The following is a 23179-nucleotide window of genomic DNA, read 5'->3' on the forward strand; positions in this document are numbered from 1 at the left end:
TCCCCCCCACCACCCCCGTCACCCCCGTCCCCCCCGTCCCCCCCGTCACCCCCTCGCCCGGCTCGGTCGCGTTGCGGTGCACCAAAAATATCGATGCATGCGATGGAATAAAACGTCGCGACCCGGTGTTCTGAGAGTGTCGTCCCGACAAATCACTCAGGAGCCAATGTCATGAATGCACGTCAATCGATGTCCGCCGCCCTTACCGCGATGGTGGCCGCCGCCGGTCTGTTTGTCGCTGCAGCGGCGCACGCCGAAGTCCCGCTCAAGGCGATGGGCGGCATGCTGGTCGACAGCCAGAACCGCACCGTCTATACGTTCGACAAAGATGTGGCCGGCAGCGGCAAGAGCACCTGCAACGGCCCGTGCGCGCAAGCCTGGCCGCCGGTGATGGCAGCGCCGGGCGCGAAGGCCGAGGGCCATTACACCGTTATCACGCGTGACGACGGCACGATGCAATGGGCCTACAAGGGCAAGCCCGTGTATCTGTTCACGAAGGACGCCGCGCCGGGCGACATGAAGGGCGACGGTTTCAAGGATGTGTGGCACGCCGTGAAGCCCTGAGCGGGAGCGCACGCAGATCTGACAGGGAGCGAGAGGGTGTTGGCGGTCTGGCCGGCCACGCGGCGCAGTGCAAAGTCGCGGCGGCTCAGTATAATTTCGCGGCAAGCGCCAGCGGTATTCGCTGGCGATGCCCCGGGCTGGCTTGACGCCAGGCACCCTCCGCCAGGAAATTTGCCGATGACCGGTCAGGATTTGCCCAGCATGCTTCCGGGCTTGCTGCCGCGCCTCTGGGCGTTCGCGCTACGCATCACGGGCGACCGCCATGATGCCGAGGATCTCGTCCAACGCGCCTGCCTGCACGCGCTCGAGCGCGTGCACCAATGGCAGCCCGGCACCTCGGCATTGAGCTGGATGTACAGCATCGTGCATACGACGTGGATCAACGAGATCCGCGCGCGCCGCGTTCGGTCGCGCGGCGCGCTGACGTGGGACGACGCTGACGTCGAGGCGATCCCCGATCTTCAGGCGTCGACGCCTGAAGACCTTGCCAGTTATCACCAGGTGTTCGGTGCGGTCGACCGGCTGCCCGAAGCGCAGCGACTCGTGGTATTGCTCGTGGCCGTGGAGGGCCTGAGTTACCAGGAGGCGGCGCTCGTGCTCGACGTGCCCATCGGCACGGTCATGAGTCGCCTCTCACGCGCACGCCGAACCGTCGGCGATCAGTTTCGCAATCCCGAGGGGCAACCCCGCCGCGCCGACCGTGTCGGCCCCGCGTCCGGCGCAAGTGAGGAGGACGCGCGATGAACGAAGACGATATCCGCCTGCTCGCGTACGTCGATGAGACACTCCCCGCAGCGGAGCGGGCAGAAGTGGAAGCGGCCATTGCCGCGTCGCCTGAATTGGCCGATGCGTTGGCCTCGTTGCGCGCTTCGCGTCTGCCGTACCGAGAGAGTTTCGCCGCGCAAATGCTCCCACCGGTACCCGCCAGCCTGAGCGCCAACGTCGAGGCGTTGCTACGCTCGCATGCGCAGCGTCGGACGACGGCGGGGCAAAGCGTTGCCGATGCCGTGAGTCCGGTCGAGCCGACAGCGACCGGGCGTGTCGACGAGCCGCGCCGTCTGCCTGCCGCCAACGACGCTCCTGCGGGCCGTCGCGTGCGCACTGGATGGCTCGCGGCCGCGTTCGCAGCAGGCGTGGCCGTCACCGCCGTCGCTTTGCCGTTGCTGCCTGGGTTGTTCAGCCGGTTCGGCGCGGGGGGCAGTGCGCGCATGACTGCCTCGGTGCCGGTGCCGCCCAAGTCGGCGCAAGGCACGACGTGGGTACGCGCCGCCGCCGAATATCAGCAGCTCTATGCGCGCGACACGATGGCGTCGGTGCGGGTTGACGACGGCGACACCGAGCGCGTCGTGAGCGACATTCGTCAGAACGACAAACTCGATATCCGCGTCCCCGACCTGCGCTCGCAAGGGCTGACGTTCAAGCGCGTGCAGCGCTTGCGCTGGCAGGACCGGGCGCTGGTGCAAATGGTGTACTTGCCGGAAGCGGGCGATCCCATCGCGTTGTGCGCCTTGCGTGATCCGCGTCCGGATCAGGGCGTGGCGGAACAGCAGATCGACGGCATGGGCGTGGTGACGTGGCGCAAAGGGCAGATCGGCTACGCGCTCATCGGTGCACCGGGCTCCGTGAATCTCAAGGCGGTAGCGAAGCGACTTACGCAGGGAGATGTGGCGCCGCTCTATGGCCTGTTGACGTTGCCTGCGCTCACGCGGGGGCATTCCGCGTCGTAACGGCTTGCGCCGCGACGCGTCGTGTCGCGTCGTGTCGGTGACGAGGCACCTTCGGAACGCCCTCGGAATCGAGGGCGTTGGTCGTTTCGGCGCTTGTTTTCGCTTTGTTCGCCTTGTTCGCCTTGCTCACTATGCGTGAGGCCAGGCCGTTACGCCTGGGACAATGCGCCGTCGCGAAGCCGCCAAAGGCCGAGCGGATTGGCTTCCTGCAGTGCTTCAGGCAATAGCGTGTCGGGCAGGTCCTGATAGCAGACCGGGCGCAGGAACCGGTCGACGGCTGTGGCGCCCACCGAGGTGAACATCGCGTTCGAGGTTGCGGGATAGGGGCCCCCGTGGACCATCGCATGACACACCTCGACGCCGGTCGGGAAGCCGTTTGCGAGAATGCGTCCGGCCCGACGCTCCAGACTCGGCAGCAGACGGCGTGCCGTGTCGGTATCCCCCGCGTCGAGTTGCAGCGTTGTCGTGAGTTGTCCTTCCAGGCGCTCGGTGATCGCGATCATCTCCTCGACCGTATCGCAGGCAATCACGACCGATGCCGGACCGAAGACTTCGTCGTGCAACGCCGGTGTGGCGAGGAACTCGGTGGCCGTCGTGCGGAAGAGGGCCGCTTGGCCCTGATGCGCGCCGCCGGTCTGACCGCGTGCGAGCAGCGTTACATTCGGCGCGTCGGCCAGTCGTGCCACACCGCGGTCGTAAGCCTGATGAATGCCTGGCGTGAGCATCGTGCCCGCCGCTTTCGCGGCGAGCGCTTCGGTGGCCGTGCGGCAGAAACGCTCGAGTGCCTCGCCCGCGATACCCAAGACCAGCCCCGGGTTCGTGCAGAACTGGCCGACGCCCATCGTGAGCGAATCGACGAAGCTCTGGGCGATTGCCTCGCCGCGCGCCGCCAGCGCCTCGGACAGCAAGTACACCGGGTTGATGCTGCTCATCTCGGCATAGACGGGAATCGGTACGGCACGCGACTGCGCAATACGTTGCAGCGCGAGGCCGCCGGTGCGCGAGCCGGTGAAGCCCACGGCGGCAATCGCCGGGTGCGCGACCAATGCCTCGCCAACGGCACGTTCGCCCACGAGCAGCGAGAACACACCTTCGGGCAGGCCCAGCGCCTGTGCCGCCGAACGCACGGCGCGTGCCACGAGTTCCGACGTGCCCAGATGCGCCGAGTGTGCCTTGACGATCACCGGGCAGCCGGCGGCGAATGCCGACGCGGTGTCGCCGCCCGCCACCGAGAACGCCAGCGGGAAGTTGCTCGCGCCGAACACCGCTACCGGGCCGAGTCCGATCTTGGCGAGGCGCAAGTCGCTGCGCGGAAGCGGTTCGCGCGTGGGCTGCGCAGGGTCGACGGTGGCGTCGAGGAAGTGGCCGTCACGCACCACGCGAGCGAACATGCGCAATTGGCCGACTGTGCGCCCGCGCTCGCCTTGCAGACGGGCGACAGGCAATCCGGTCTCGGCGTGGGCACGCTCGATCAGGCCATCGCCCAGATCGAGAATGGCCTGCGCGACGGCGTCGAGAAACTCGGCACGCCGGGCGAGCGGCAACGCGCGGAACGGGTCGAACGCGGCTCGCGCCAACGCGCATGCGCGATCGACGTCCTGCGCCGTGCCCGCGCCGAACGCAGGCGACAGACGTTCGCCGCGCGACGGGTCATACGCTTCGAGCGTTCCGGCGCTGCCGAACACATCGGCGCGGCCGATCAACATCTCACCGGTGATTTGCATGCGCATTCTCCTTAGCCTTCGACTTTCTTGATCAGCGCGTCGAGCGCGTCGAGTTCGTGCGGCAGCAGGTCGGTGAGGGGCGCTCGCACCGGACCGGCGTCGTGGCCGACGAGCTTCGCGCCCGCCTTGACGATACTCACGGCGTAGCCCGCGCAGCGATTGCGGATTTCCAGATACGGCAGGAAGAACGTGTCGAGCAAACGGCCCATCGTCGCCTGATCGTTCTCGCACACGGCGCGATAGAACTGCATCGCCGTCTTCGGAATGAAGTTGAAGACGGCCGACGAGTACACCGGCACACCCAGCGCGCGGTAGGCGGCGGCATAGACTTCGGCGGTCGGCAGACCGCCCAGATACGAGAAGCGCTCGCCCATGCGGCGGCGGATCTGCATCATGCGCTCGATGTCGCCCACGCCGTCCTTGAAGCCGATCAGGTTGGGACACGTCTCGGCCAGGCGTTCGAGTTCGTCGGCGCCGAGCTTCGAATTGGCGCGGTTGTAGACGATGACGCCGATCTTCACCGAACGGCAGATCTGCTCGACGTGGGCGGCAATGCCGGCCAGACTCGCTTCGGTCAGATAGTGGGGCATGAGCAGCACGCCTGCGGCGCCAAGGCGCTCGGCTTCCTGTGCGTATTCGATGGCCAGTCGCGTCGGGCCGCCGGCGCCGGCCAGAATCGGGACCTTCCCTGCGCAGGTGTCGACGGCCGTCTTGATCACGGCGCTGTAGTCCTTCGGTGTGAGCGAGAAGAATTCGCCCGTGCCACCCGCCGCGAAGAGCGCCGTCGCGCCGAACGGCGCAAGCCACTCCAGGCGGGCCGCATAGCCGCGCGCATTGAAGTCGCCATGGGCGTCGAAGTCGGTCACGGGGAAAGACAACAAGCCGTCGGAGACGATCTGCTTGAGTTCTTGAGGTGCGGTCATTTCAAGAGTTCCTGTCGGCCGTAGGGCCGGATTCGATGAATGAAGAAGGCGCGCAACCAGCGCTCGGCGCTGAGTTATATGTCATCGTATAACATGTGGTGAAAGTGGACAAGAGGGTGCTCTATCGAATGGCAGTGGGATAAACCCGCAAAAGACGTGAAAAGGGTTTGTCCGGATTTCGCCGAAGACCTTCAGAGGGCCTATTATGACGCATCTAGATGTATGATGACGCATAAGTGACGGGTGATTGAACCAATGTCAACGACAAGCGCGGTCGAAGGTGACAGTGCGCTAAAGTTCGCGGCAAATCGCATGCGCCAGCACGGGCGAACGTCGCATTGCATCGGAAAAACAGGGCACAGGAGTGAGCAACATGGCATCAGTGAAGGGCGCGGATCGCGCCGCCGCAAGTGAATCGGGCAAACCGGGCGAGCCGGGCGAGCTGCGCGAGCTCAGCGAAAAGGCGAAGAATGCGCCGCGCTATATCCGGATGCAGCCGGACGATAACGTGGCCATCGTCGTGAACGACGGTGGCTTGCCCGCTGGCAGCCGGTTTGCAGACGGGCTAACGCTGGTGGACGCCGTGCCCCAGGGGCATAAGGTCGCACTGGCCGATTTGGCCGAGGGCGCGGCAGTGATTCGTTACGGGGTGGTGATCGGCTATGCGGCACGTGCGCTGCCTGCGGGCAGTTGGGTCAATGAGCGCAATCTGCTGATGCCCGAGGCGCCGACGCTCAACGATCTGCCGATCGGCACGCGGGTGGGCGCGCCGCTGCCGCCGCTCGAGGGATTCACGTTTCAGGGCTATCGCAACGCCGACGGCTCGGTCGGCACGCGCAACATTCTTGCGATCACGACCACGGTGCAATGTGTCGCGGGCGTGGTCGAATATGCCGTCAAACGGATCAAAGAGACGTTGCTGCCGCAGTATCCGAATGTCGACGACGTTGTCGGGCTGGAGCACACCTATGGCTGTGGCGTAGCCATCGATGCGCCCGATGCCGTCATCCCGATCCGCACGCTGCGCAACATCTCGATGAATCCGAACTTCGGCGGCGAAGTGATGGTGGTCAGTCTGGGATGCGAGAAGCTTCAGCCCGAGCGTCTCTTGCCGGCGGGCAGCATTCCCATCGGCAGCGCCGATGCGCAGGGCAAGCCCGATACCGTCTGTCTGCAGGACGACGCGCACGTCGGCTTCCTGTCGATGATCGACTCGATACTTGCGACGGCGCACACGCATCTGGAACGTCTCGATGCACGTCGACGCGAGACGGTGCCGGCGTCTGAGCTGGTGGTCGGTGTGCAGTGCGGGGGGAGCGACGCGTTCTCCGGTGTGACCGCGAACCCGGCGGTGGGTTTTGCCACCGACCTGCTGGTGCGCGCCGGTGCCACGGTCATGTTCTCCGAAGTCACCGAGGTGCGCGACGGCATCGATCAGCTCACCTCACGCGCGGCGACACCGGAAGTGGCTGAAGCGATGATTCGGGAGATGGCCTGGTACGACGCGTATCTGGAGCGCGGGCGCGTCGACCGTAGCGCCAACACCACGCCGGGCAACAAGCGCGGCGGACTGTCGAACATCGTGGAAAAGGCGATGGGATCGATCGTGAAGTCGGGCACGGGGCCGATTCACGGCGTGGTCTCGCCGGGGGCCAAGCTCGACCGCGCACACCAGCGTGGGCTGATCTACGCTGCGACCCCGGCAAGCGATTTCATTTGCGGCACGCTCCAACTCGCTGCGGGGATCAATCTGCATGTTTTCACGACGGGACGCGGCACGCCGTATGGGCTGGCCGAGGTGCCCGTCATCAAGGTCGCGACGCGCTCCGATCTCGCGCGTCGCTGGCACGATCTGATGGATGTCGACGCAGGGCGCATTGCCACGGGCGATGCCACCATCGAAGACATCGGCTGGCAGCTCTTTCATCTGATGCTCGCCGTGGCGAGTGGCGAGAAGACATGGGCGGAACGCTGGGGACTGCATAACGCGCTTGCGTTGTTCAACCCGGCGCCGGTGACCTGAGTCGATGGTCAGGCATTGACGGGAAATCGACAGCGGCGGCCCGCGCGCCCCTCAGAGTTCGGCTGGCGTTCGTGCCAGTCCGAATTCGAGCATGGCCGGCACGAAGCAATGATTGGGCGTGTCGCGCCGTGAGAGCTTGGTGAGCACGTAGCGGCGAAACGCCGGGAGTGTGGCCCAGTCGCCGACATCGGGGGGCGTCAGGTCGGCCAGTTCGCATTGCCTGAGCAGTCCTGGCGGCAGCGTGTTCGTGTCCTGCCAGGCGGTCGACGCCGGATCGACGCTGCGCTCGACCGCTCGCCCGAGATGGTCGCGGGCAATTTCATCGAGACGGGCTGCGAAATCGTCGTCGCCCGGCAGACACGACGCCAGCGTTTCGCGTGCCGCTTGCGGCAAACGCTGCCAGTCGGCCAGCGACAGGTGTTGGCCATTGCGATCCAGATTGAAGCGAATCGCCATCGTGATGAACTTCAGGTTTTCACAGGCTTCGATCTCGAAAACAAAGATCGGCAGACGCTGATAAAGATGCATGAGAGTCGCTCCCGGGTGCAGCAACGGAAACGATCATGGTACTGCAAGTGAGCAGACTCTCACGCGTTGCGCTCAGTGGCCCGAGTAACGAAGCTGCGCGTTCGGCCCGACCGGCAATTCCAGACCGAACACCCAGAGACAAAAGAATGCGGTCCATGCGACGGCGAACACGATCGCGTACGGCAGCATCAGCGCGAGCAACGTTCCCACCCCGGCATCGCGCTGATAGCGGGTCGCGACCGCGAGAATGAGCGCGAAGTAGCTGAGCATCGGCGTGATGACGTTCGTGACCGAGTCGCCGATTCGGTAAGCCGCTTGCACGACTTCCGGGGCGTAACCGAGCAGCATCATCATCGGCACGACGATGGGCGCCATGAGCGCCCACTGCGCCATGCCGGAACTGATCATCAGATTCACTGCGGCACAAAGGGCGATTAGCCCGACGAACAGCAGCGGACCGTTATCGGCAATCCCGCTGAGCCAGCCGGCCCCCTTGACGGCGAGAATGGTGCCCAAGCCGCTGCGCCCGAACAAGGCGATGAACTGCGACGCGAAAAACACGAGGACGAGGTATTGGCCGAGGCTGCCCAAGGTCTTCGACATGGCGGCGATCACGTCGCGGTCGTTTCGGTACGTCCCGGTCATGACGCCGTACAGCAATCCCGGCAGCGCAAAGAAAATCACAATGAACGCCACCACGCTGCCGAACAACGGCGCACGGCTGCCGTATTCGCCAGCCGAATCGCGCAGCGGGGAACTGTCGGGCCACGCGAGCACGAACAAGGCGGCGCCACAGGCCAGCATGCACGCGAGTGCGGCCCTCAATGCGCGTCGCTCGGTGTGCGTGATGTCCCGGCCGATGCCGGCCTCCGGGGACAGTGTCTGCGCATCGCCGTCCTGCGGCGTCCAGGTGCCCAGGCGCGGTTCGATCACGCGTTCGGTGACCCAGGTGGCGGCCAGCGTGACGAGCAGCGTGCTCGCCGCCATGAAGTACCAGTTCGCAACGGCGCTCACGCTGTACTCCGGGGCGAGCAGTTGCGCTGCGCTTTGGGTAATGCCGCCAAGCAATGGATCCGACGTGCTGAGCACGAGATTCGCGCCGTAACCGCCAGACACCCCGGCAAACGCTGCCGACAGGCCTGCGAGCGGATGACGGCCCATCGCGGCGAAGAGCATCGCGGCGAGCGGCAGAACGACGACGTAGCCGAGATCCGACGCGACGTTCGAGATCACGGCGGCGACGACGATCGCCATGGTGATGCAGCGACGCGGCGCGGCCACGACCAGTGCCCGAAGCGCGATCGACAGCAGGCCGGAATGTTCGGCAATCGAGATGCCAAGCAGCGCCACGAGCACCGTGCCCAACGGTGCGTAGGACGTGAAGTTCGTGGTTACGGTGCTGGCCCAGCGCACGAGTTCGGTGCCCGTCAGCAGATTCGTCACGCTCAGTATGTCGCCAGCATTGGCCGGACGCGGGTCGGCAGCGGAAATGCCCAACCCGGCGCTGATCGACGACAGCGCGATGACGCCGACTGTCATGAGTGCGAAAAGTGTGACCGGGTGCGGCAGTGCGTTGCCGAGCCACTCGACCAGGCCAAGCACCCCGCGTAGGCGGGCTTTGGCGTGCGGTGCCGCGGTGCCAGGCGCATCCGCAGCGTGGGGAGGGGCGTCGGGCATTGGTTACGTCTCCGTTGTTGAGCTTGAGATGCCCTAGCGTAGGGGCGAATTTGGGTGTTCGTGCACGACGAGGCACATTTTTGGGGTAACGCCCGGCGCATTTTGAGCGGACGGCCGATGCCAGTGGGGTGGGGCTCGACTGCGTCGCTACGGGAAAGACGTCTCGGTGCGACGCCGCAACCGGGCATCGATGCCCCAAGTTCTTGGGAAAAGTCTTGAAATTTCGTGATTGGGAGACGATGTCCGCATTTGCCGTTCACGATGGCGGCGATGTCGAACCGTCGCGATTTCCCGGGGAGCCACAGGTCGTTTGCGTCGGACCGGTGTTGTTGCGGCGGGGCGATATGACAACGTCGTCTACGTAGATCTAGAGTCTCCGTTCTTTTTCGAACCCCTAAGGGATTTCTAATGTAGACGTTTGGCCCGCGGGCCGCTGCGTTCATGCCTGATAGGGCATGCGCGGGTCGCGCGGCAGACTTGCACGAAGCGCGGCCATCCGCGTCACCAGAATTTCGAAAGGAGCCGACATGCCGTCCAATGCGCCGCCGTCACCGTTTCCTTTTCTTCCCGTCGTACTCGAGTCGCCCGCTGCGGCGCGCGCTCGAAAACTGCCTGCCACCGATGGGACCGCCTGTTTGCCTGAGAAGGTGGCGCGCCGACCGGCGCGTGGCACCTCGGACGCTTCACGCGGAAAGGCGCGCGCCACGTGCCGTGGCAGCGGGGGCAAGATGCAAACCGTACCGGGCCTGTCATTGGACGATAACGCCGTGGCATTTCGCGCGGAGATCGAGCGGCGCATCGATCCTGCCGGCGTAACGCTGCTTGGGGCCATCATCCGATGAGTGCCACGGTCGCGTCTTCGATCTCCGGTCCTGCGCCCGTCTCGCAGTTCACGCCGGACGCCTGCGACACGGCGGTGTGGGTCATCGTATCGCCACATGCGCGATGGACGGGCGATGCGCAAGCCGTCACCGTGTCGTCACATGAAGTGTCCTGCACGTTGCATGGCGCGCCGGCGGAAGCCGCTACGTGGCTGGACCGCATGCGGCATGGCTTGTTGCTGGCCGAAGCGCCGCTGCCGGGGACTTGGCTGGCGACGCTCGTCGACGAAGCGTTGGTGCACGTGTTGCCCGCGACGCGTTGCGATATCGTGCCGGCGTTCGGGCGGATTTGCGATGACTGGGTGCGCGGCATTTTCGCCGCGCCGTTCTGGGCGCGCTTCCTTGCCGGCGAGTCGAGCGACATCCAGGTGCTGGCGTTTCTCGCGCAGCACTACCATCGCGCGGCGGGGGCCGACGTTCACAATCGTATTGCCGTAGAGCGTTGCACCGATGCGGTGCTGCGGCCATTGCTGTTGCGTCAGTATCGCGAGCAGCGCGGACAGGCGACGATGCTCGCCGCCGGGCTCCTGCGTTGCGGCGCGGCCGCGCGCACGTTTCTCGACAGCGGCGCGTTCGACGCGACCCACGCGCTCATCGACTTCATCATTGGTGCGGCGGGCGACATGCCGGCCTACGTGGGCTGTTGCGCGCTCAGCCAGGCCCCGGCGACGGTACGCGCGGCCAGCGAGATCGAGGCACAGTTCGACATGCTCGCGCAGCGGTATCCGTCGGCCGCCGAGGGGTTTGCAGCGCTCGGCGCGCATGCGCGGCACGATGCGAGCGTTTGCGGTGGAACCTCGTTGCTCGCGCAATGGGTGGAGGAGGCCGGCGAGCCCGACGCGGTGTCGCGTGTGCGCATGTTGCGCGGTGCCTACGGGGTTGCGGCCGCCTACCGGGTCATGTTCGATGCGTTGCATCGCCTGGACGAAGACTTCTGAGATTGCGCTCGGACCGTGCCCCCGGATGGGGCATGTGCTTCGGGGGGCGTCGCGGCGGTCCTCGACCGAAGGGCGGCGCCTCGGCCGACACGTCGGGAAGACGGGGATGCGGGAATGCGGGAATGAGCGTCGGCCTGGATGCCGTCCGCCCGTCAGCGCGTCAGTGCGTCAGTGCGTCAGTGCATCAATGCGTGAGGGGCGATTGCCGCGAATCGGAATTCGGACGCGGCACCTCGGCCGCCACGCCGGACGGCGGCGCGTCCGGCGCAGCGCCCGCGCGTGGCGTGGACGGTGTGAGCAAACGGCGTAGCCATGCGGCAAGACGCTCGACGATGCCCGGATCGTCGTTGAACAGCTCGGGACGGAGCAAGCGCAGGTACTCCAGAATCTGTTCGGCTTCCTGCGCGCCAACCGAACCATAGATCACCGCGAGATCGAGGAGCGCGCGTAGCTCGCCGAGTCGCTCGCGTGCTTGCAAAGAACGCGCAGACTCCACGCCGCGCTTGGCGTTGAATACGCGCTCGCGCAGCACCGATGCGGTGCGCCAGGCGGGTGTCTGCAACGTCGCTTCCAGGGTGCGCAAGTCTTGCGCCGACGTGACGATCTGTCCCGCGAGCGACTCGACGGTACGCTCCTCGCCCTTCGCTTCACGCACAATGCCTTCGGCCCAGCGGCTCGCCTGACGCGACATGTCTTCGCGCGTCCATTCGGGGCGGGAGACGAAATAGAACCCGTGCTGACGCGCCTGATTGAGGATGATCGAGACGACGTCGGGAAACTGTTTGTCGAAGGTGCGTTTGGCCCACGCGTAATGTCCGCCAGCGAGCAACTGAGCAACGGCGGCTTCGGTGAGCGGCACGGTGCTGTCGAGCAGGCGGGCGCGCAGGAAATCGTCGAACGGCGGCGGTGTGAAGTGACGGTCGACGGCGGCGGAAATGCGCACGAACGCGTCGAAGTCCTTTTTCAGATCCGCCAGCGCGGTGTCGGAGAGGGTAAGCGAAATGCGGCTCATCGTGACGGGCTCCCAGGCACAGCAACGATGGCGCCGGGCGGCGTCGCGAGCGAGCGCGCGTCAGCCGGTCGAGTGTCTGTGCCAGTGCCGCGAGCCGGAGGCGCTGCCGCCGAAGCTCGTGCCACGTGCATCCCCATTGCGCGTGAAGTCATGTGCAGCGATACGTGTAAGCGGTGCGCTGCGGTCGTGGCCGCGCGCTGTGAAATTGGCCATGCGGGAACACATGCCGATGGTCCGGTGTGCGTGATCCCGTGGCGTATATGGCGGCGATTCTAGCGTATCCATCGTGCGTGACTCGCCGCGTCCCGCCGTTCCTCCACGAAATTCACAATTCACATGGCGGGCAGCAAGCGTCTGCATGCATCAACGGCACAACGGCGCCGAAACTTTAGCGAAGCCGGGCGCATTTTTGCGCAATGCCTTGTGGAGACGGCACGCGCGCCTCGGCACCGACCGCTCTGCGGCTGGCGGATAGCGTCGGACGGTGCCGATGTGATTTCCGCGTGGCGCGCGTTCGGTCAGCGACCGGTGGCGGGGCGCAACAAATAGAGGGCGAAGCGCGAACGGGCGTCGAGCCATGCGCGCTCGACATCCCATCCGGCGGAGGTGGCCAGCGCACGGAATTCGGTCTGACCGTATTTGTAGGAGTTCTCCGTGTGGATGGACTCGCCCGTCATGAAGTCGACGCGGTGGCCCAGCACGCAGGCGTGGAACGTGCGCTGCGCGACCAGATGCATCTCGATGCGGCTCGCCGCCGAATTGAAGCGGGCTTCGTGGCGGAAGGCGTCGAGCGGCAGGTCGCCGTCGAGTTCGCGGTTGATGCGCGCGAGCACGTTCAGATTGAACTGCGCTGTCACGCCGCGTGCGTCGTCATAGGCGGGCAACAGCACGGCGGGGTCTTTGCAGGCGTCCACGCCGACAACCATCCGGCGGTGCGGGCCGAGCATCTTGCCGACGTGCGCAAGAAATGCGGCGGCTTGTCCGGGCGTGAAATTGCCGATCGTCGAACCGGGAAAGAAGCCCAGGCGGGGTCCTGGCGTGCTCTGCAACTGCGGTGGCAGGAGAAACGGCCGGGTGAAGTCGGCGCGTACCGGCAACATCGGAATGCCGGGGCAGCGGCGGGCCAGCGTGGCGACGGCGTCGTCGAGGAAGTCGTCGGCAATGTCGACGGGCACGTAGGCGCGCGGAGTGACGAGGGCGTCGAGCAGCAGCGGCGTCTTGCGGCTCGACCCGCTGCCGAACTCGATGACGACGGCGTCGGGGCCGACGACGTCGGCGATGGCGGCGGCGCATTCAGCGAGCAGGGCCGTCTCGGTGCGGGTCTGGTAATACTCGTCGAGGCCAGTGATGGCTTCGAACAGTTCGCTGCCGCGGCGGTCGTAGAGCCAGATGCTGGGCAGCGTCTTCGGGGTGTGGCCGAGACCGGCGTGCACGTCGGCGGCGAAGGCGTTCTCCGGCAGTGACGGACAAACGAATGCCGTGGCTTTGGCCTGGGGGGCTTGCGACATCAGCGATCCTCCGCGAGCCTCAGGCCGCAGAATTGCCAGCGCTGATGCGGATAAAAGAAGTTGCGATACGTGGCGCGGGCATGCCCTGGCGGCGTGGCGAGCGATCCGCCGCGCAGCACGAACTGTCCGCACATGAACTTGCCGTTGTATTCGCCGACGGCCCCGGCCGCGGTCCGGAATCCCGGGTAGGCGACGTACGGGCTCGCCGTCCATTGCCAGACAGGGCCAAAGCGTTGTGCCATCGGTTGGGGCGTTGGCGAGGCGAGGTTTGCCGCCACTTCCCACTCTTGTTCCGTTGGCAGACGTTTGCCTGCCCACCGGGCGAAAGCGTCGGCTTCGAAATAGCTGACGTGCCGCACGGGGGCGTCGTCGTCGACGGGTTGCATGCCGCAGAGCGTCATCGTTTGCCAATCGCCATCGCAGCATTCCCAGTACAGCGGATGTCCCCAGCTCTCGCGCTGCACCGTCGCCCATCCGTCGGATAACCAGAGTCCTGCCGTGCGATAGCCGCCGTCTTCGATAAACGCGCGCCACTCGCCGTTCGTCACGACGCGCGAGGCGATGGCGAAGGGACGCAGCAAGACATCGTGTGCAGGCATTTCACAGTCGAAGGCGAAGTGCGCGTGGGACTCGTCTTCGTGTCCGATGCGATATCGTCCGCCGTCGTGTGCAATCCAGTGCAGCGGTCCGGCGGCGATCTCGTCGGGGTATGGCGGTTGGCGATGTGCGGGACGCAACGGATTTTGTGCGAAGAGGTGCAGCAAATCGGTGTGCATCAGCTCCTGATGCTGTTCTTCGTGATGCAGACCGAGGGTGATGAGTGCGCCGACGTCGGGCGGGAGATCGGCGTGCAGGAGCCGCTCGTGCATGGCGGTGTCGACATGACGGCGATAGCGCATCACTTCATCGAGCGTGGGGCGCGTGAGCAAGCCGCGTTGCGGGCGTGGGTGGCGCGGACCGGCGGCTTCGTAATAGGAATTGAAGAGATAGGCGAAACGAGGATCGTAGGGGCGGTAATGACTGTCGGACAGGCCGCCGGACTCGCTCAGCAGGAATGTTTCGAAAAACCAGGTGGTGTGGGCGAGATGCCACTTGATCGGGCTTGCATCGGGCATCGACTGCACGGTGGCGTCGGCGTCGGACAGACCTTGCGCAAAGGCGACCGAGGCGGCGCGCACGGCATCGTAGCGGTCGTGCAGCGACGCTGGCGCAGTCGATGCGCGGCCCAATAGGCCGTCGCGCGGGGTGCGTGAGCGGGGAGCGTTGGGGGAGGTGCCGGAGGGCGCCTCGGCTTGCGACGTACAACAGGGGAGGGCCATGGGGACGCGCCGTGTTGTGAAACGTGTTGCCTATTGTAGACCGGTTGCCCACCCCACGTGTGTGACGGTTCGTCACGATCACGGGGCACGGAATGGCGTACGTCGACCCGCCGGCCCATCGCCCCGTTGCCGCGCCGGTCCGGCGTGGAGGAATGCTGGCGGCGATGGCGATGGCGCGGGCGCGGGTGTCAGGGGCAAGCTTGCCGGTCGGCGGTGGGGCGTGGGGCGATTACGATTGCCCGTTGCCGGTGGGGCCGTGGAGTTCGTGTTCGAGGCGCACGACTTCCTGGGCGACGAGCGCGATGGCGTTGCGGATCTCCATCAGCGCGGTATAAAGCGCCTGCGCGTTTTGGGGGGATTGGAGGGCGAGGTCGCGCGCGGCGGCTTCGATGGCGTCTAGCGACAGGGCGATGCGGTCGAGATTCTCCAGCATGGATCGATCTCCGTTGGCGCGCGCAGAGCGTGGATACCCTCATCATACCCAACTGACGTATCTCGGTGGGGATGTTAGAATGCGTGCCCTTGCCGGGGTGATGAAATTGGTAAACATAGCGGACTTAAAATCCGCCGCCTTCGGGCTTGCCGGTTCAAGTCCGGTCCCCGGTACCACTTGGGCTTATCGCCCCATCGAGCCGAGCGCGCTCATTGTGCGCGGTTGCCCTATCCCGCGCGACGCGCGTTGTCGAGTAACGTGCCCGCCGCCGATCGTTCCCGATGCGTTCTGACGACTCGCGGTCGCATCTGAACTTTCCCCGAATATTGCATTCCGGCGGCCTTGCGCAAATGTGCGTCAATGATAAATCGTCGGATCAATGCGGCGACGAATCACCTCCAGGCAAGCGCGGTCGTGGTTCCGATCTTCGGCCCCCCCCCGATAGGCCATTGCGGCAATACCGCGACTATCGAATCTGACTTTCCATGCGAGGAGCGTCGTAGATGTCGATTGCCTTCGGGGGACTGCCCGGCACCGGAAAGACGACGGTAGCGCAGACGCTGGCTCGCAAGCTCGCCACCTGTCGATCTAGCGTATTCCTCCCGGCGCGCGAGCGCTCATTCAGACGCGTGCTTACACCGCGTTTCTACATTGTCGAGCCGTTTGCCAGCAGTTTGACGAGACGCCGCATAGCGGCGGGAATCGGTGCGATGATCGGCAGCGAAAAGCGATTGGCCAGGCCGATTGCCGCTTGTCCCAGCGGACCGCCGCCGATCACCACGGCCTGTGCGCCATCGCGTTCCACGCATTCGGTTACCGCATGGGCGAGCGCGTCTTCCAACGCGCGGGCATTGCCGGCGAGCGCCAGGGGGTCGCCACACGTCAATCGAACGCCTGTATAGCGGTTCGCGACCCCGAGTTCGCGCACCTTTGCGTCGATCGGTTCGACCAGGTCCGGAGTGACGGTGGCGATGCCGAAGCGGCGGTCGCCTTGCGAGGCTTCGAGGATGGATGCTTCGCAGATGCCCACCACAGGCGTTTTCGCCAAACTGCGCAAGCGATGAATGCCGGGGTCGCCAAACGCGCCGATGATAACGCCATCGACCTTGCCCACGTAGCTGCGCCAGCTTTGAACGACTTCGTAGCCCGCCGCATCGAGCCGCTCGGCGTTCACGATCATCGGCACACCGCGCGCGGCGGTGGCGCCGCTGACCCGGTAGTCCGGCGGCGCCACCGCCCGCGCGATGTCGACCATCATCGATGTCGTCTCGGCAGACGTGTTCGGGTTCACCAGAAGAATTTCGCGCATAACTTGGGTCGATACAGTTGTTTCAGACGTTGGTTGGAACGGTCGTGGAGACGTGCTCGGACGCGAGCGGCGTTTCGTCGAGCTTTTGGCCATACGTTTCCGGGGCGAACTGAATGCATGTGGCGAACAGCGCGTACATTACCGCGATCAAACCGAACACGCCGGCCACGCCTTGCAGATCGAAGAGGCGACCGGAGACCAGCGGCATGAATGCCCCCGCCGCGGTTCCTGTGGCGAGGATGAACGATGTGCCGAAGGCGCGCACGCGCGTCGGGAAAAGCTCGGGGGCGTAAATCCAGATCGTCGTGTTCAGCAGTAACACGAAGAATTGAAATAACGCGCCGCACAGCAGGATCAGTGCGATGTTGCTCGCAAGAAACCCGAACGCGAGTGCGGCAAGGCAAGCGAGTACCGCGCCAGCGCTCAGCACGCGCTTTCGGGGAAGGTGATAGCCCAGCAGCGACGCCGCGAGCGCACCGGCAACGCTGCCGCCCTGCATGATCAACGTGAACACCAGGCTGCGAGTGATCGTATAGCCTTGCGCGACGAGCATGGTGGGCATCAATGTGAGCACCGAAATCTGTGCACCGTAGGTCATCCAGATGGCGATGCCGACCGAGGACGTGCGGCGCAATAGTTTGCCGCGGAAGATGTCGAGCACGTTGACGCGGATGGGCGTTGCCTTGAACTGAACATTCTCGGCGATGTACGGCGTGGTGGTTTGATGACGATCGGTGAGCTTGCCGCTGGCGAGGCGCGTGAGCACGGCATTGGTCTCGCGAACCCGTCCTTTGGACAGTAGAAATCTCGGCGTTTCCGGGATGATGCGCCGGTAGAAAACGCCGAGCATCGCGGGCAGAACGAGACACGCGAACAGCCAGCGCCATCCGTCGGGTCCTGGAAAGAGCGTGAAGACAAGCAAACCGAACGCCGGCGCGAGAAAATTGCCGATTCCCCCCGCCCCCACATTGACGAGTCCAACGGCAGTGCCACGAAACTTCTGCGAGCAAAATTCGGCCAGCATGGTGACGGCCACGGCGATCTCGCCACCCAGCCCGAAACCGACGACTGCGCGGCCCAGGTTCAGCACCAGAAATGAAGGCGCGAGGGCGCAGATGATCGCGCCAAGCGTGAAAACCAACAGGTCCGCGGTGAGCATCACGCGCCGGCCGAAGCGATCGGCAATATAGCCCGACACAAGGCGGCCGATCGCCGCCGACGCAAACGTTACCGTATTCAACAGTCCGATGTCGGTGGCGGTAAGCCCCCAGTGTTGCTTCAACATGGGCGCAATGAGACCAATGGAGTTCTGCTCGAAGCTGTCGAACAGGCAACCGATCAGAATCAAGCCGATGATGGTCTTGTGTGCCGATGTGACGCCGATGTCGTCGAGCGCGCGATCGAGCTGCGCGGAGCCTGCGAACGCCGAGTTGGATTCAGCCATGCCGACCATGATCGTCTCTCCGGGTGTGGACATGGCGACCGTCGCCTCGTCCGGGATGAGTTGATCCTAGGATTTCAAATAATCAAATGCAAGAAATCAAAATTTCATTTTGGCGCGATACTGCCGTTTCACTGCGCCCCCCGCACTCGCGCCGGGGACGAGCGGCGCCGGCAGGCCGTCTAGAGTTCTTCCATCGCGTCGTGCGCGCTCTCGATTGTGCTCAGGCGTTTGCGCCCGCGATTTCCGGCGCGTTCGAGCACACGTGTGGCGAGCAGGCCGCACACACCGAGAACGGCGACATGATTGTCGAGCGCGCCCGGCGCGCTGGTTTCGCAATGAATCGACCACGTTGCGCCCGGATGGTCGGGGGCTTGCTGGTCGGTGAGGTAGAGCACGCGAGCGCCGGCGCGCGCGGCATAGTCGAGAATGGCGTCCGTTTGCGGCACGCGCCGGCGCAAGCCGAACACAATGACGATGTCCTGTGCGCTCAGTCCTGCGAGGTGTTCGCCCACGGTTTCACCCGGACCTGGCAGTGCAAGGGTTCGCTCGGCGACCTGCAGTATCTGCCAGCGGAAATAGCTGGCGAATGCCTGACTGCTGCGATAGCCGAATACCAGGACTTGGCGGGCGTCGACGATGGCGCGCGCGATCGTGTCGATCAGCGCATCGGGAAGTCGCGCGAGGGTGGCGGTGAGATTCTGCACGCCGTGGCGCGTGTGCGCTTCAACGGCACTTTGCCCGGACACCTTCGTGGATGCCGAGAGCAGCAGCGGTGAGCCTGTCTGCTTGTCGTCGCGTACGTGTCGGCGTGCGGCCTCGAAACTCTCGTAACCCAGCCGCCGCACGAAACGACTCACGGTGGCCCTGGATACGCCCGCAAGGTCGGCGAGTTCCGCGCCAGTGTAGCTGGCGAGGTCGCCAGGGAAGTCGAGTGCGAATTCGGCAAGGCGACGCTCGGTTGCCGGCAACGTACCGAGTTGCGCGCGAACGCGTCCGACAAAGGAGCGTTGCGTATTGGGCATCGTTCAATCCTCATGACGAGACGGAAACCTCAGTGGGTTCGCTGGGCCCACGGAGTATAGCAATCGACGAGCCCGTCGCGATGCTGCGATCGCGCGCAAGCCGGGACCGGGCGAGCGCCTCAGGTCACTTGAAGGTGTGCAGGTAGGCGATCAGGTCGTCGACCTTGCGCGCGTTGCCGATACCCCAGAAGCGCATCTTCGTCCCCGGCACGGTTTTGCCGGGATTGGCGATGAAAGCGGCCAGCGTGCTGTCGTTCCACACGATGCCGGACTGCTTCATCGCCGTCGAGTAATCGAAATCCGTCAGACTGCCCGCGTGGCGGTTGGCGAGGCCGTTGAGCTGCGGGCCGAAGCCCGACGTCGCCATGGGCCCGACCGAATGGCACGAGGCACAACGCGCCGCAAACAGGGTCTTGCCCGATTCGATGTCCCCTGCTGCAAGGGCGCTCGACGCCAGCGAGGCGAGCGCGACCATCAGGGCGGCGAGTCGCATGCGGGCGGCGGACGCCAGAGGACGGGCGGACGAGGTCGGGAAGACGGTAAGGGCAATCATGGGCGGGCGCACAGCCGGGAGCGTGTCGAAAGGCAAGGCGCTAACTTACCGCTTTCCGTCGTGCGCCGCCAGCGATTCGCGCGCGACGACGCTGCGACATCCTGTCGCGGGCGCAGACATCGAGCCGCCTCTCCGATGCCAATCATCTGTCTCTTGAGCACCGCTCGTGGGCGCCTGGGAGGTGTCGCCGTGCGGGGTGCGCGAGCGAGCGTCGCAGCGATGGCACGCGTGCTTCACGCGGCGCATGTCGGGTGTGACGCCAAACGCAACGGCCGCCAACGCAGGGGCGTCGACGGCCGTTCGAGTCGGGCTACCGCGGTATTACGCCGCGCCTTGCGTGATGCTCTGCGGCAGATCGCGGCCGTGATACTTCTTGTAGATCGCGTTGAGCTTGCCGTTTTTCAGATTGGTTTTCACCCAGTTGTTGATCCACGCCTTGAGCGCCGGCTGATTTTTGTTGAGCGCAATGCCGAGATTGAATTCCTTCTGTTCGAACTTGAGTTCGAGGTGCTTGTCCGGTGCGCGCTTGATCATCTCGTCGAGGTTCGACGGCGTGCTCGAGAAAATATCGACCTGACCGGTCACCATCGACGTGATGAGCGTGGCGTCGTCTTCGTAGCGCACGATCTGGGCGTCCTTCGTGTTCTGCGTGGTCAGCGTATCGTTGACGGTGGCGCGCGTGAGGCCGATGCGCTTGCCGTTCAGATCGCTGTAACCCTTGATGGTCATGCTCTTGGGTGCGCCGACGATGATCGAGATGACGGCGTAAGGCACCGAGAAGTCGATCACCTGGGCGCGCTCCGGCGTGATCGCGAGATCGGCCACCACGACATCGGCACGGTTTGCCTGCAGCGTTGGCACGCGCGCGGCGTTTGTCACGGACACGATATCGAGCTTCACGCCCAGATCCTGCGCCAGCAGCTTGGCCGTATCGACATCCGAGCCCGCCGGTTGCAGGTTGGCATCGGCGTACGAATACAGGGGGGTCCCCATGGCGATCGCGACACGAATCTTGCCCGCTTTCTTGATGTCGTCCAACTGATCGGCGAGGGCGGCGTGCGCCATCGCCCCGAGCACGACTGCGGCGCAGGTCTGGGTGAGGAACGTCTTGAGTTTCATGCAAAGGTCTCCTTGGAGTGATGTGTTGTGTTGCCTTGCCTGGCGACTTACAGCCCGTTGGCGAGAAACGCTCGCAACTCGGGCGTTTGCGGGTTGTCGAGCATGTCTCCCGGACCGACCTCCCACACCTTGCCCTGATGCATGTAGATGATCTGGTCGGCGACGCGTTTGGCGAACGCCATCTCATGCGTGACCAGCAGCATCGTCATGCCGTCGGCTGCGAGGTCTTCCATGACGCGCAGCACTTCGCCCGTGAGTTGCGGATCGAGTGCGGACGTCACTTCATCGAACAGCATGACCTTCGGCGACATGGCGAGTGAGCGTGCAATGGCCACGCGTTGCTGCTGACCGCCCGAGAGCTGCTCGGGATAGCTGTCGGCCTTGTCGGAGAGGCCCACCTGGGCGAGCACGCGCTTGGCGATGTCCTGCGCTTCGTCGCGCGCCATGCGCTTGACGTGGCGCAGCGCGAGCATGATGTTCTCTCGAACGCTCAGGTGCGGAAACAGGTTGTAGCTCTGGAAGACGATGCCCACTTCGCGGCGCAGTTGATGCAGATCGATCTTCGGATCTTCCACGCGAATGCCGCACACCTCGATGGAGCCCTCGTCGATGGTCTCGAGCCGGTCGATGCAACGCAGAGCCGTACTCTTGCCCGAGCCGCTCGCGCCGATGACCGCGACCATCTGGCCGCGCTCCACCTCGAACGACACGCCCTTGAGCACCGGGTTGTCGCCGAAGCGCTTGTGAATCTGGTTGACCTTAACGATTGCCGACATTGAGCTTGTCCTCCAGTGATGCGCTCCAGCGCGAGAGCGGGTAGCACAGCACGAAATAAAACGCCCCGACCAGCGAGAACACGAGGAAGGGCTGGAAAATCGAGTTGTTGATGATCTGTCCGGCGCGCGTGAGCTCCACGAATCCGATCACCGACGCGAGCGACGTCATCTTGATGATCTGCACCAGAAAGCCGATGGTCGGCGGCAGCGACAGACGTACCGCTTGCGGAATGATGACCAGACGCAGCGTTTGCCAACGCGAGAGCGACAGGCACTCTGCGGCCTCCCACTGCGCCCGAGGCATCGCTTCGACGCAACCGCGCCAGATGTCGCCCAGATAGGCGCTCGTGTAGACCATCAGGGCGAGCGCGGCGGCCACGATGGCGGGCAGCTCGAAGCCATACACCGAGAGGCCGAAGTAGACGATGAAAAGCAGAATCAGCAGCGGAATGCCCTGGATCGCTTCGATGAATACCTGTACCGGCAGACGCAGCCAGCGGCGCGGCGAGATGCGCCCGAGCATCACGAGAAAGCCACCCGCACTGCCGAGTACGAACGCGATGAGCGAGAGCACGAGCGTCCAGCCGATGGACTGCACCAAGTAACCCAAATAGGTCCAGGAGAAGTTGCCGATCATGAGGTGCTCCGTTGCGCGGCGTTATTGCCCGATATGCCCGAGCCCGATGCGGCCGGCGTGCCCGATATGCCGGATATGCCCGAGCCCGATGCGCTCGATGCGCTCGATACGCTCGATACGCTCGATACGCTCGATACGCTCGATACGCTCGATACGCTCGATACGCCCGGTACGCCCGGTACGCCCGGTACGCCCGGTACGCCCGGTACGCCCGGTACGCCCGGTACGCCCGCGGCCTTCGAGGCATTCAACTGGGCGGTGCGCGCGGCGGTGGCACGGCGCCGCGCTGCCTGGGCGGTCTGCGCCGCAGCGCGTCGTACGATACGGCGGCGCTTGAAGAAGTACTCGCCTGCCGCCCACGCCACGAGCTTCACCAGCAGCGAGAGGCAAAGATAGAGCGCCGCCACGACGATGTACGTCTCGAGCGAGCGGAACGTGTCCGATTGCACGGTGTTCGCCACGGCCGTCAGTTCTTCGGCGGAGATCTGCGAGGCCATGGCGGACGCCTGCATCATCAGAATGAACTGGGTGGTGAGGGCCGGATACACCTTCTCGATCGACGGCTGCAGCATGACGTGCCACGCGATGCGCCATTTCGATAGCCCCAGGCACTCGGCCGCCTCGATCTGACCGCGCGGCACCGATTCGAGCCCCGCGCGGATGATCTCCGCCGCGTACGCGCCGATGTTGATCACCATCGCAATGACCGACGCAGCAAACGTCGGCATGTGCACGCCTACGCTGGCTAGTCCGAAATACAGCAGAAAGATCTGGACGAGAAACGGCGTGTTGCGAACCGATTCGATATAGAGACTGCAAAGCCGGGACAGCCAGCGGTGGCGGCTGCGCTTGGCGAAGGCCACGAGCGTGCCGACGACGGTACCGATGACGACGGCGAGCAAGGTCATCCTCAGCGTGAGCCAGGCGCCGTCAAGGAAAACTGGCCAGTAGGGCACCAGTGGGGCGAAATTCAACGAGAAATGCATGGCTGACGCCTGTCTCCGGTGACGTTCGGGGCCGACGCGCCAGGTCGTGCCGTTGCGGTGATGTTCGCCGCAATCG

General features: G+C 64.9%; 20 protein-coding genes, 1 tRNA gene and 1 pseudogene. 6 read left to right on the top strand and 16 right to left on the bottom strand.

What is annotated here, in order from left to right; genetic code table 11:
- The first annotated feature begins 171 nt into the window (after positions 1 to 171).
- The 3 genes from ACE3UG_RS09780 (at position 172) to ACE3UG_RS09790 (ending at position 2291) form a co-directional block, all read left to right on the top strand.
- The gene (locus ACE3UG_RS09780; RefSeq protein WP_374622914.1) at positions 172 to 564 is read left to right on the top strand and encodes a hypothetical protein; all 393 of its coding nucleotides are present in this window, start codon (positions 172 to 174) and stop codon (positions 562 to 564) included.
- A 177-nt stretch (positions 565 to 741) separates the two neighbouring features.
- Positions 742 to 1308: an RNA polymerase sigma factor gene (locus ACE3UG_RS09785; RefSeq protein ID WP_374622917.1), complete on the top strand. Its 567-nt coding sequence runs from the start codon at positions 742 to 744 to the stop codon at positions 1306 to 1308.
- The gene (locus ACE3UG_RS09790; RefSeq protein WP_374622919.1) at positions 1305 to 2291 is read left to right on the top strand and encodes an anti-sigma factor; all 987 of its coding nucleotides are present in this window, start codon (positions 1305 to 1307) and stop codon (positions 2289 to 2291) included. The genes ACE3UG_RS09785 and ACE3UG_RS09790 overlap by 4 nt, the downstream gene beginning before the upstream one ends.
- Positions 2292 to 2440: 149 nt before the next feature.
- On the opposite strand, the gene ACE3UG_RS09795 is transcribed toward ACE3UG_RS09790, so the two are convergent.
- Together ACE3UG_RS09795 and kdgD are read right to left on the bottom strand one after the other, a co-directional pair.
- On the bottom strand, positions 2441 to 4015 hold the full coding sequence (locus tag ACE3UG_RS09795) for an aldehyde dehydrogenase (NADP(+)) (RefSeq protein ID WP_374622921.1): 1575 nt from the start codon (positions 4013 to 4015) through the stop codon (positions 2441 to 2443).
- An 11-nt stretch (positions 4016 to 4026) separates the two neighbouring features.
- Entirely contained in the window at positions 4027 to 4938 is a 912-nt protein-coding gene (kdgD, locus tag ACE3UG_RS09800; RefSeq protein ID WP_374622923.1) for a 5-dehydro-4-deoxyglucarate dehydratase, read from the bottom strand.
- A gap of 490 nt (positions 4939 to 5428) precedes the next feature.
- On the opposite strand from kdgD, the gene garD reads away from it, so the two are divergent.
- Positions 5429 to 6961: a galactarate dehydratase gene (gene garD / locus ACE3UG_RS09805; RefSeq protein ID WP_374623263.1), complete on the top strand. Its 1533-nt coding sequence runs from the start codon at positions 5429 to 5431 to the stop codon at positions 6959 to 6961.
- A gap of 51 nt (positions 6962 to 7012) precedes the next feature.
- On the opposite strand, the gene ACE3UG_RS09810 is transcribed toward garD, so the two are convergent.
- Both ACE3UG_RS09810 and ACE3UG_RS09815 read right to left on the bottom strand, forming a co-directional pair.
- Positions 7013 to 7489: a nitrate reductase associated protein gene (locus ACE3UG_RS09810; RefSeq protein ID WP_374622925.1), complete on the bottom strand. Its 477-nt coding sequence runs from the start codon at positions 7487 to 7489 to the stop codon at positions 7013 to 7015.
- 72 nt (positions 7490 to 7561) lie between these two features.
- Positions 7562 to 9166, bottom strand: a complete 1605-nt coding sequence (locus ACE3UG_RS09815; RefSeq protein WP_374622927.1) for an AbgT family transporter — start codon at positions 9164 to 9166, stop codon at positions 7562 to 7564.
- Between the two features lie 838 nt (positions 9167 to 10004).
- Here ACE3UG_RS09815 and ACE3UG_RS09820 point away from each other — a divergent pair.
- A complete protein-coding gene (locus tag ACE3UG_RS09820; RefSeq protein WP_374622930.1) occupies positions 10005 to 10985 on the top strand; it encodes a hypothetical protein in 981 nt (326 codons plus the stop codon).
- A gap of 184 nt (positions 10986 to 11169) precedes the next feature.
- On the opposite strand, the gene ACE3UG_RS09825 is transcribed toward ACE3UG_RS09820, so the two are convergent.
- From ACE3UG_RS09825 to ACE3UG_RS09840, 4 genes are all read right to left on the bottom strand, one after another.
- Positions 11170 to 11997 carry a DUF4088 family protein gene (locus ACE3UG_RS09825; protein WP_374622933.1) on the bottom strand — a complete coding sequence of 276 codons (828 nt, stop codon included), beginning with the start codon at positions 11995 to 11997 and terminating at the stop codon, positions 11170 to 11172.
- A 518-nt stretch (positions 11998 to 12515) separates the two neighbouring features.
- The gene (egtD, locus tag ACE3UG_RS09830) at positions 12516 to 13505 is read right to left on the bottom strand and encodes an L-histidine N(alpha)-methyltransferase (RefSeq protein WP_374622935.1); all 990 of its coding nucleotides are present in this window, start codon (positions 13503 to 13505) and stop codon (positions 12516 to 12518) included.
- Positions 13505 to 14824, bottom strand: a complete 1320-nt coding sequence (gene egtB / locus ACE3UG_RS09835) for an ergothioneine biosynthesis protein EgtB (protein ID WP_374622937.1) — start codon at positions 14822 to 14824, stop codon at positions 13505 to 13507. Before egtB ends, egtD begins: the two co-directional genes overlap by 1 nt.
- Positions 14825 to 15053: 229 nt before the next feature.
- The gene (locus tag ACE3UG_RS09840; protein WP_017232965.1) at positions 15054 to 15257 is read right to left on the bottom strand and encodes a hypothetical protein; all 204 of its coding nucleotides are present in this window, start codon (positions 15255 to 15257) and stop codon (positions 15054 to 15056) included.
- Between the two features lie 91 nt (positions 15258 to 15348).
- Here ACE3UG_RS09840 and ACE3UG_RS09845 point away from each other — a divergent pair.
- Positions 15349 to 15433, top strand: a tRNA-Leu gene (locus ACE3UG_RS09845).
- 470 nt (positions 15434 to 15903) lie between these two features.
- On the opposite strand, the gene ACE3UG_RS09850 is transcribed toward ACE3UG_RS09845, so the two are convergent.
- The 8 genes and pseudogenes from ACE3UG_RS09850 to ACE3UG_RS09885 form a co-directional block, all read right to left on the bottom strand.
- Positions 15904 to 16566 carry an aspartate/glutamate racemase family protein gene (locus ACE3UG_RS09850; protein WP_374622941.1) on the bottom strand — a complete coding sequence of 221 codons (663 nt, stop codon included), beginning with the start codon at positions 16564 to 16566 and terminating at the stop codon, positions 15904 to 15906.
- 22 nt (positions 16567 to 16588) lie between these two features.
- On the bottom strand, positions 16589 to 18019 hold the full coding sequence (locus tag ACE3UG_RS09855; RefSeq protein WP_374623266.1) for an MFS transporter: 1431 nt from the start codon (positions 18017 to 18019) through the stop codon (positions 16589 to 16591).
- Between the two features lie 170 nt (positions 18020 to 18189).
- On the bottom strand, positions 18190 to 19032 hold the full coding sequence (locus ACE3UG_RS09860) for a MurR/RpiR family transcriptional regulator (protein ID WP_374622944.1): 843 nt from the start codon (positions 19030 to 19032) through the stop codon (positions 18190 to 18192).
- Between the two features lie 124 nt (positions 19033 to 19156).
- Complete coding sequence (locus tag ACE3UG_RS09865) at positions 19157 to 19585, bottom strand: cytochrome c family protein (RefSeq protein WP_374622947.1); 429 nt, start codon at positions 19583 to 19585, stop codon at positions 19157 to 19159.
- Positions 19586 to 19906: 321 nt separating this feature from the next.
- Entirely contained in the window at positions 19907 to 20704 is a 798-nt protein-coding gene (locus tag ACE3UG_RS09870; RefSeq protein ID WP_374622950.1) for a transporter substrate-binding domain-containing protein, read from the bottom strand.
- A gap of 47 nt (positions 20705 to 20751) precedes the next feature.
- The gene (locus ACE3UG_RS09875) at positions 20752 to 21480 is read right to left on the bottom strand and encodes an amino acid ABC transporter ATP-binding protein (protein ID WP_374622953.1); all 729 of its coding nucleotides are present in this window, start codon (positions 21478 to 21480) and stop codon (positions 20752 to 20754) included.
- The gene (locus ACE3UG_RS09880) at positions 21464 to 22117 is read right to left on the bottom strand and encodes an amino acid ABC transporter permease (protein ID WP_374622956.1); all 654 of its coding nucleotides are present in this window, start codon (positions 22115 to 22117) and stop codon (positions 21464 to 21466) included. Before ACE3UG_RS09880 ends, ACE3UG_RS09875 begins: the two co-directional genes overlap by 17 nt.
- Positions 22118 to 22407: 290 nt before the next feature.
- Positions 22408 to 23103 (bottom strand): annotated as a pseudogene (locus ACE3UG_RS09885) (amino acid ABC transporter permease); the annotation flags it as partial.
- Positions 23104 to 23179: the final 76 nt, after the last annotated feature.

Source organism: Pandoraea sp., from assembly GCF_041919235.1.
Taxonomy (GTDB): Bacteria; Pseudomonadota; Gammaproteobacteria; order Burkholderiales; family Burkholderiaceae; genus Pandoraea.

Excerpts from the sequence above, each read along its gene's own strand:
- ACE3UG_RS09790 (WP_374622919.1), top strand. The coding sequence starts at position 1,305 with ATGAACGAAGACGATATCCGCCTGCTCGCGTACGTCGATGAGACACTC.
- egtB (WP_374622937.1), bottom strand. The coding sequence starts at position 14,824 with ATGGCCCTCCCCTGTTGTACGTCGCAAGCCGAGGCGCCCTCCGGCACC.
- ACE3UG_RS09795 (WP_374622921.1), bottom strand. The coding sequence starts at position 4,015 with ATGCAAATCACCGGTGAGATGTTGATCGGCCGCGCCGATGTGTTCGGC.
- garD (WP_374623263.1), top strand. The coding sequence starts at position 5,429 with ATGCAGCCGGACGATAACGTGGCCATCGTCGTGAACGACGGTGGCTTG.
- ACE3UG_RS09780 (WP_374622914.1), top strand. The coding sequence starts at position 172 with ATGAATGCACGTCAATCGATGTCCGCCGCCCTTACCGCGATGGTGGCC.
- ACE3UG_RS09860 (WP_374622944.1), bottom strand. The coding sequence starts at position 19,032 with ATGCCCAATACGCAACGCTCCTTTGTCGGACGCGTTCGCGCGCAACTC.
- ACE3UG_RS09850 (WP_374622941.1), bottom strand. The coding sequence starts at position 16,566 with ATGCGCGAAATTCTTCTGGTGAACCCGAACACGTCTGCCGAGACGACA.
- ACE3UG_RS09880 (WP_374622956.1), bottom strand. The coding sequence starts at position 22,117 with ATGATCGGCAACTTCTCCTGGACCTATTTGGGTTACTTGGTGCAGTCC.
- ACE3UG_RS09825 (WP_374622933.1), bottom strand. The coding sequence starts at position 11,997 with ATGAGCCGCATTTCGCTTACCCTCTCCGACACCGCGCTGGCGGATCTG.
- kdgD (WP_374622923.1), bottom strand. The coding sequence starts at position 4,938 with ATGACCGCACCTCAAGAACTCAAGCAGATCGTCTCCGACGGCTTGTTG.
- ACE3UG_RS09865 (WP_374622947.1), bottom strand. The coding sequence starts at position 19,585 with ATGATTGCCCTTACCGTCTTCCCGACCTCGTCCGCCCGTCCTCTGGCG.
- ACE3UG_RS09820 (WP_374622930.1), top strand. The coding sequence starts at position 10,005 with ATGAGTGCCACGGTCGCGTCTTCGATCTCCGGTCCTGCGCCCGTCTCG.
- ACE3UG_RS09785 (WP_374622917.1), top strand. The coding sequence starts at position 742 with ATGACCGGTCAGGATTTGCCCAGCATGCTTCCGGGCTTGCTGCCGCGC.
- ACE3UG_RS09870 (WP_374622950.1), bottom strand. The coding sequence starts at position 20,704 with ATGAAACTCAAGACGTTCCTCACCCAGACCTGCGCCGCAGTCGTGCTC.
- ACE3UG_RS09815 (WP_374622927.1), bottom strand. The coding sequence starts at position 9,166 with ATGCCCGACGCCCCTCCCCACGCTGCGGATGCGCCTGGCACCGCGGCA.
- ACE3UG_RS09855 (WP_374623266.1), bottom strand. The coding sequence starts at position 18,019 with ATGGTCGGCATGGCTGAATCCAACTCGGCGTTCGCAGGCTCCGCGCAG.
- ACE3UG_RS09810 (WP_374622925.1), bottom strand. The coding sequence starts at position 7,489 with ATGCATCTTTATCAGCGTCTGCCGATCTTTGTTTTCGAGATCGAAGCC.
- ACE3UG_RS09840 (WP_017232965.1), bottom strand. The coding sequence starts at position 15,257 with ATGCTGGAGAATCTCGACCGCATCGCCCTGTCGCTAGACGCCATCGAA.
- ACE3UG_RS09875 (WP_374622953.1), bottom strand. The coding sequence starts at position 21,480 with ATGTCGGCAATCGTTAAGGTCAACCAGATTCACAAGCGCTTCGGCGAC.
- egtD (WP_374622935.1), bottom strand. The coding sequence starts at position 13,505 with ATGTCGCAAGCCCCCCAGGCCAAAGCCACGGCATTCGTTTGTCCGTCA.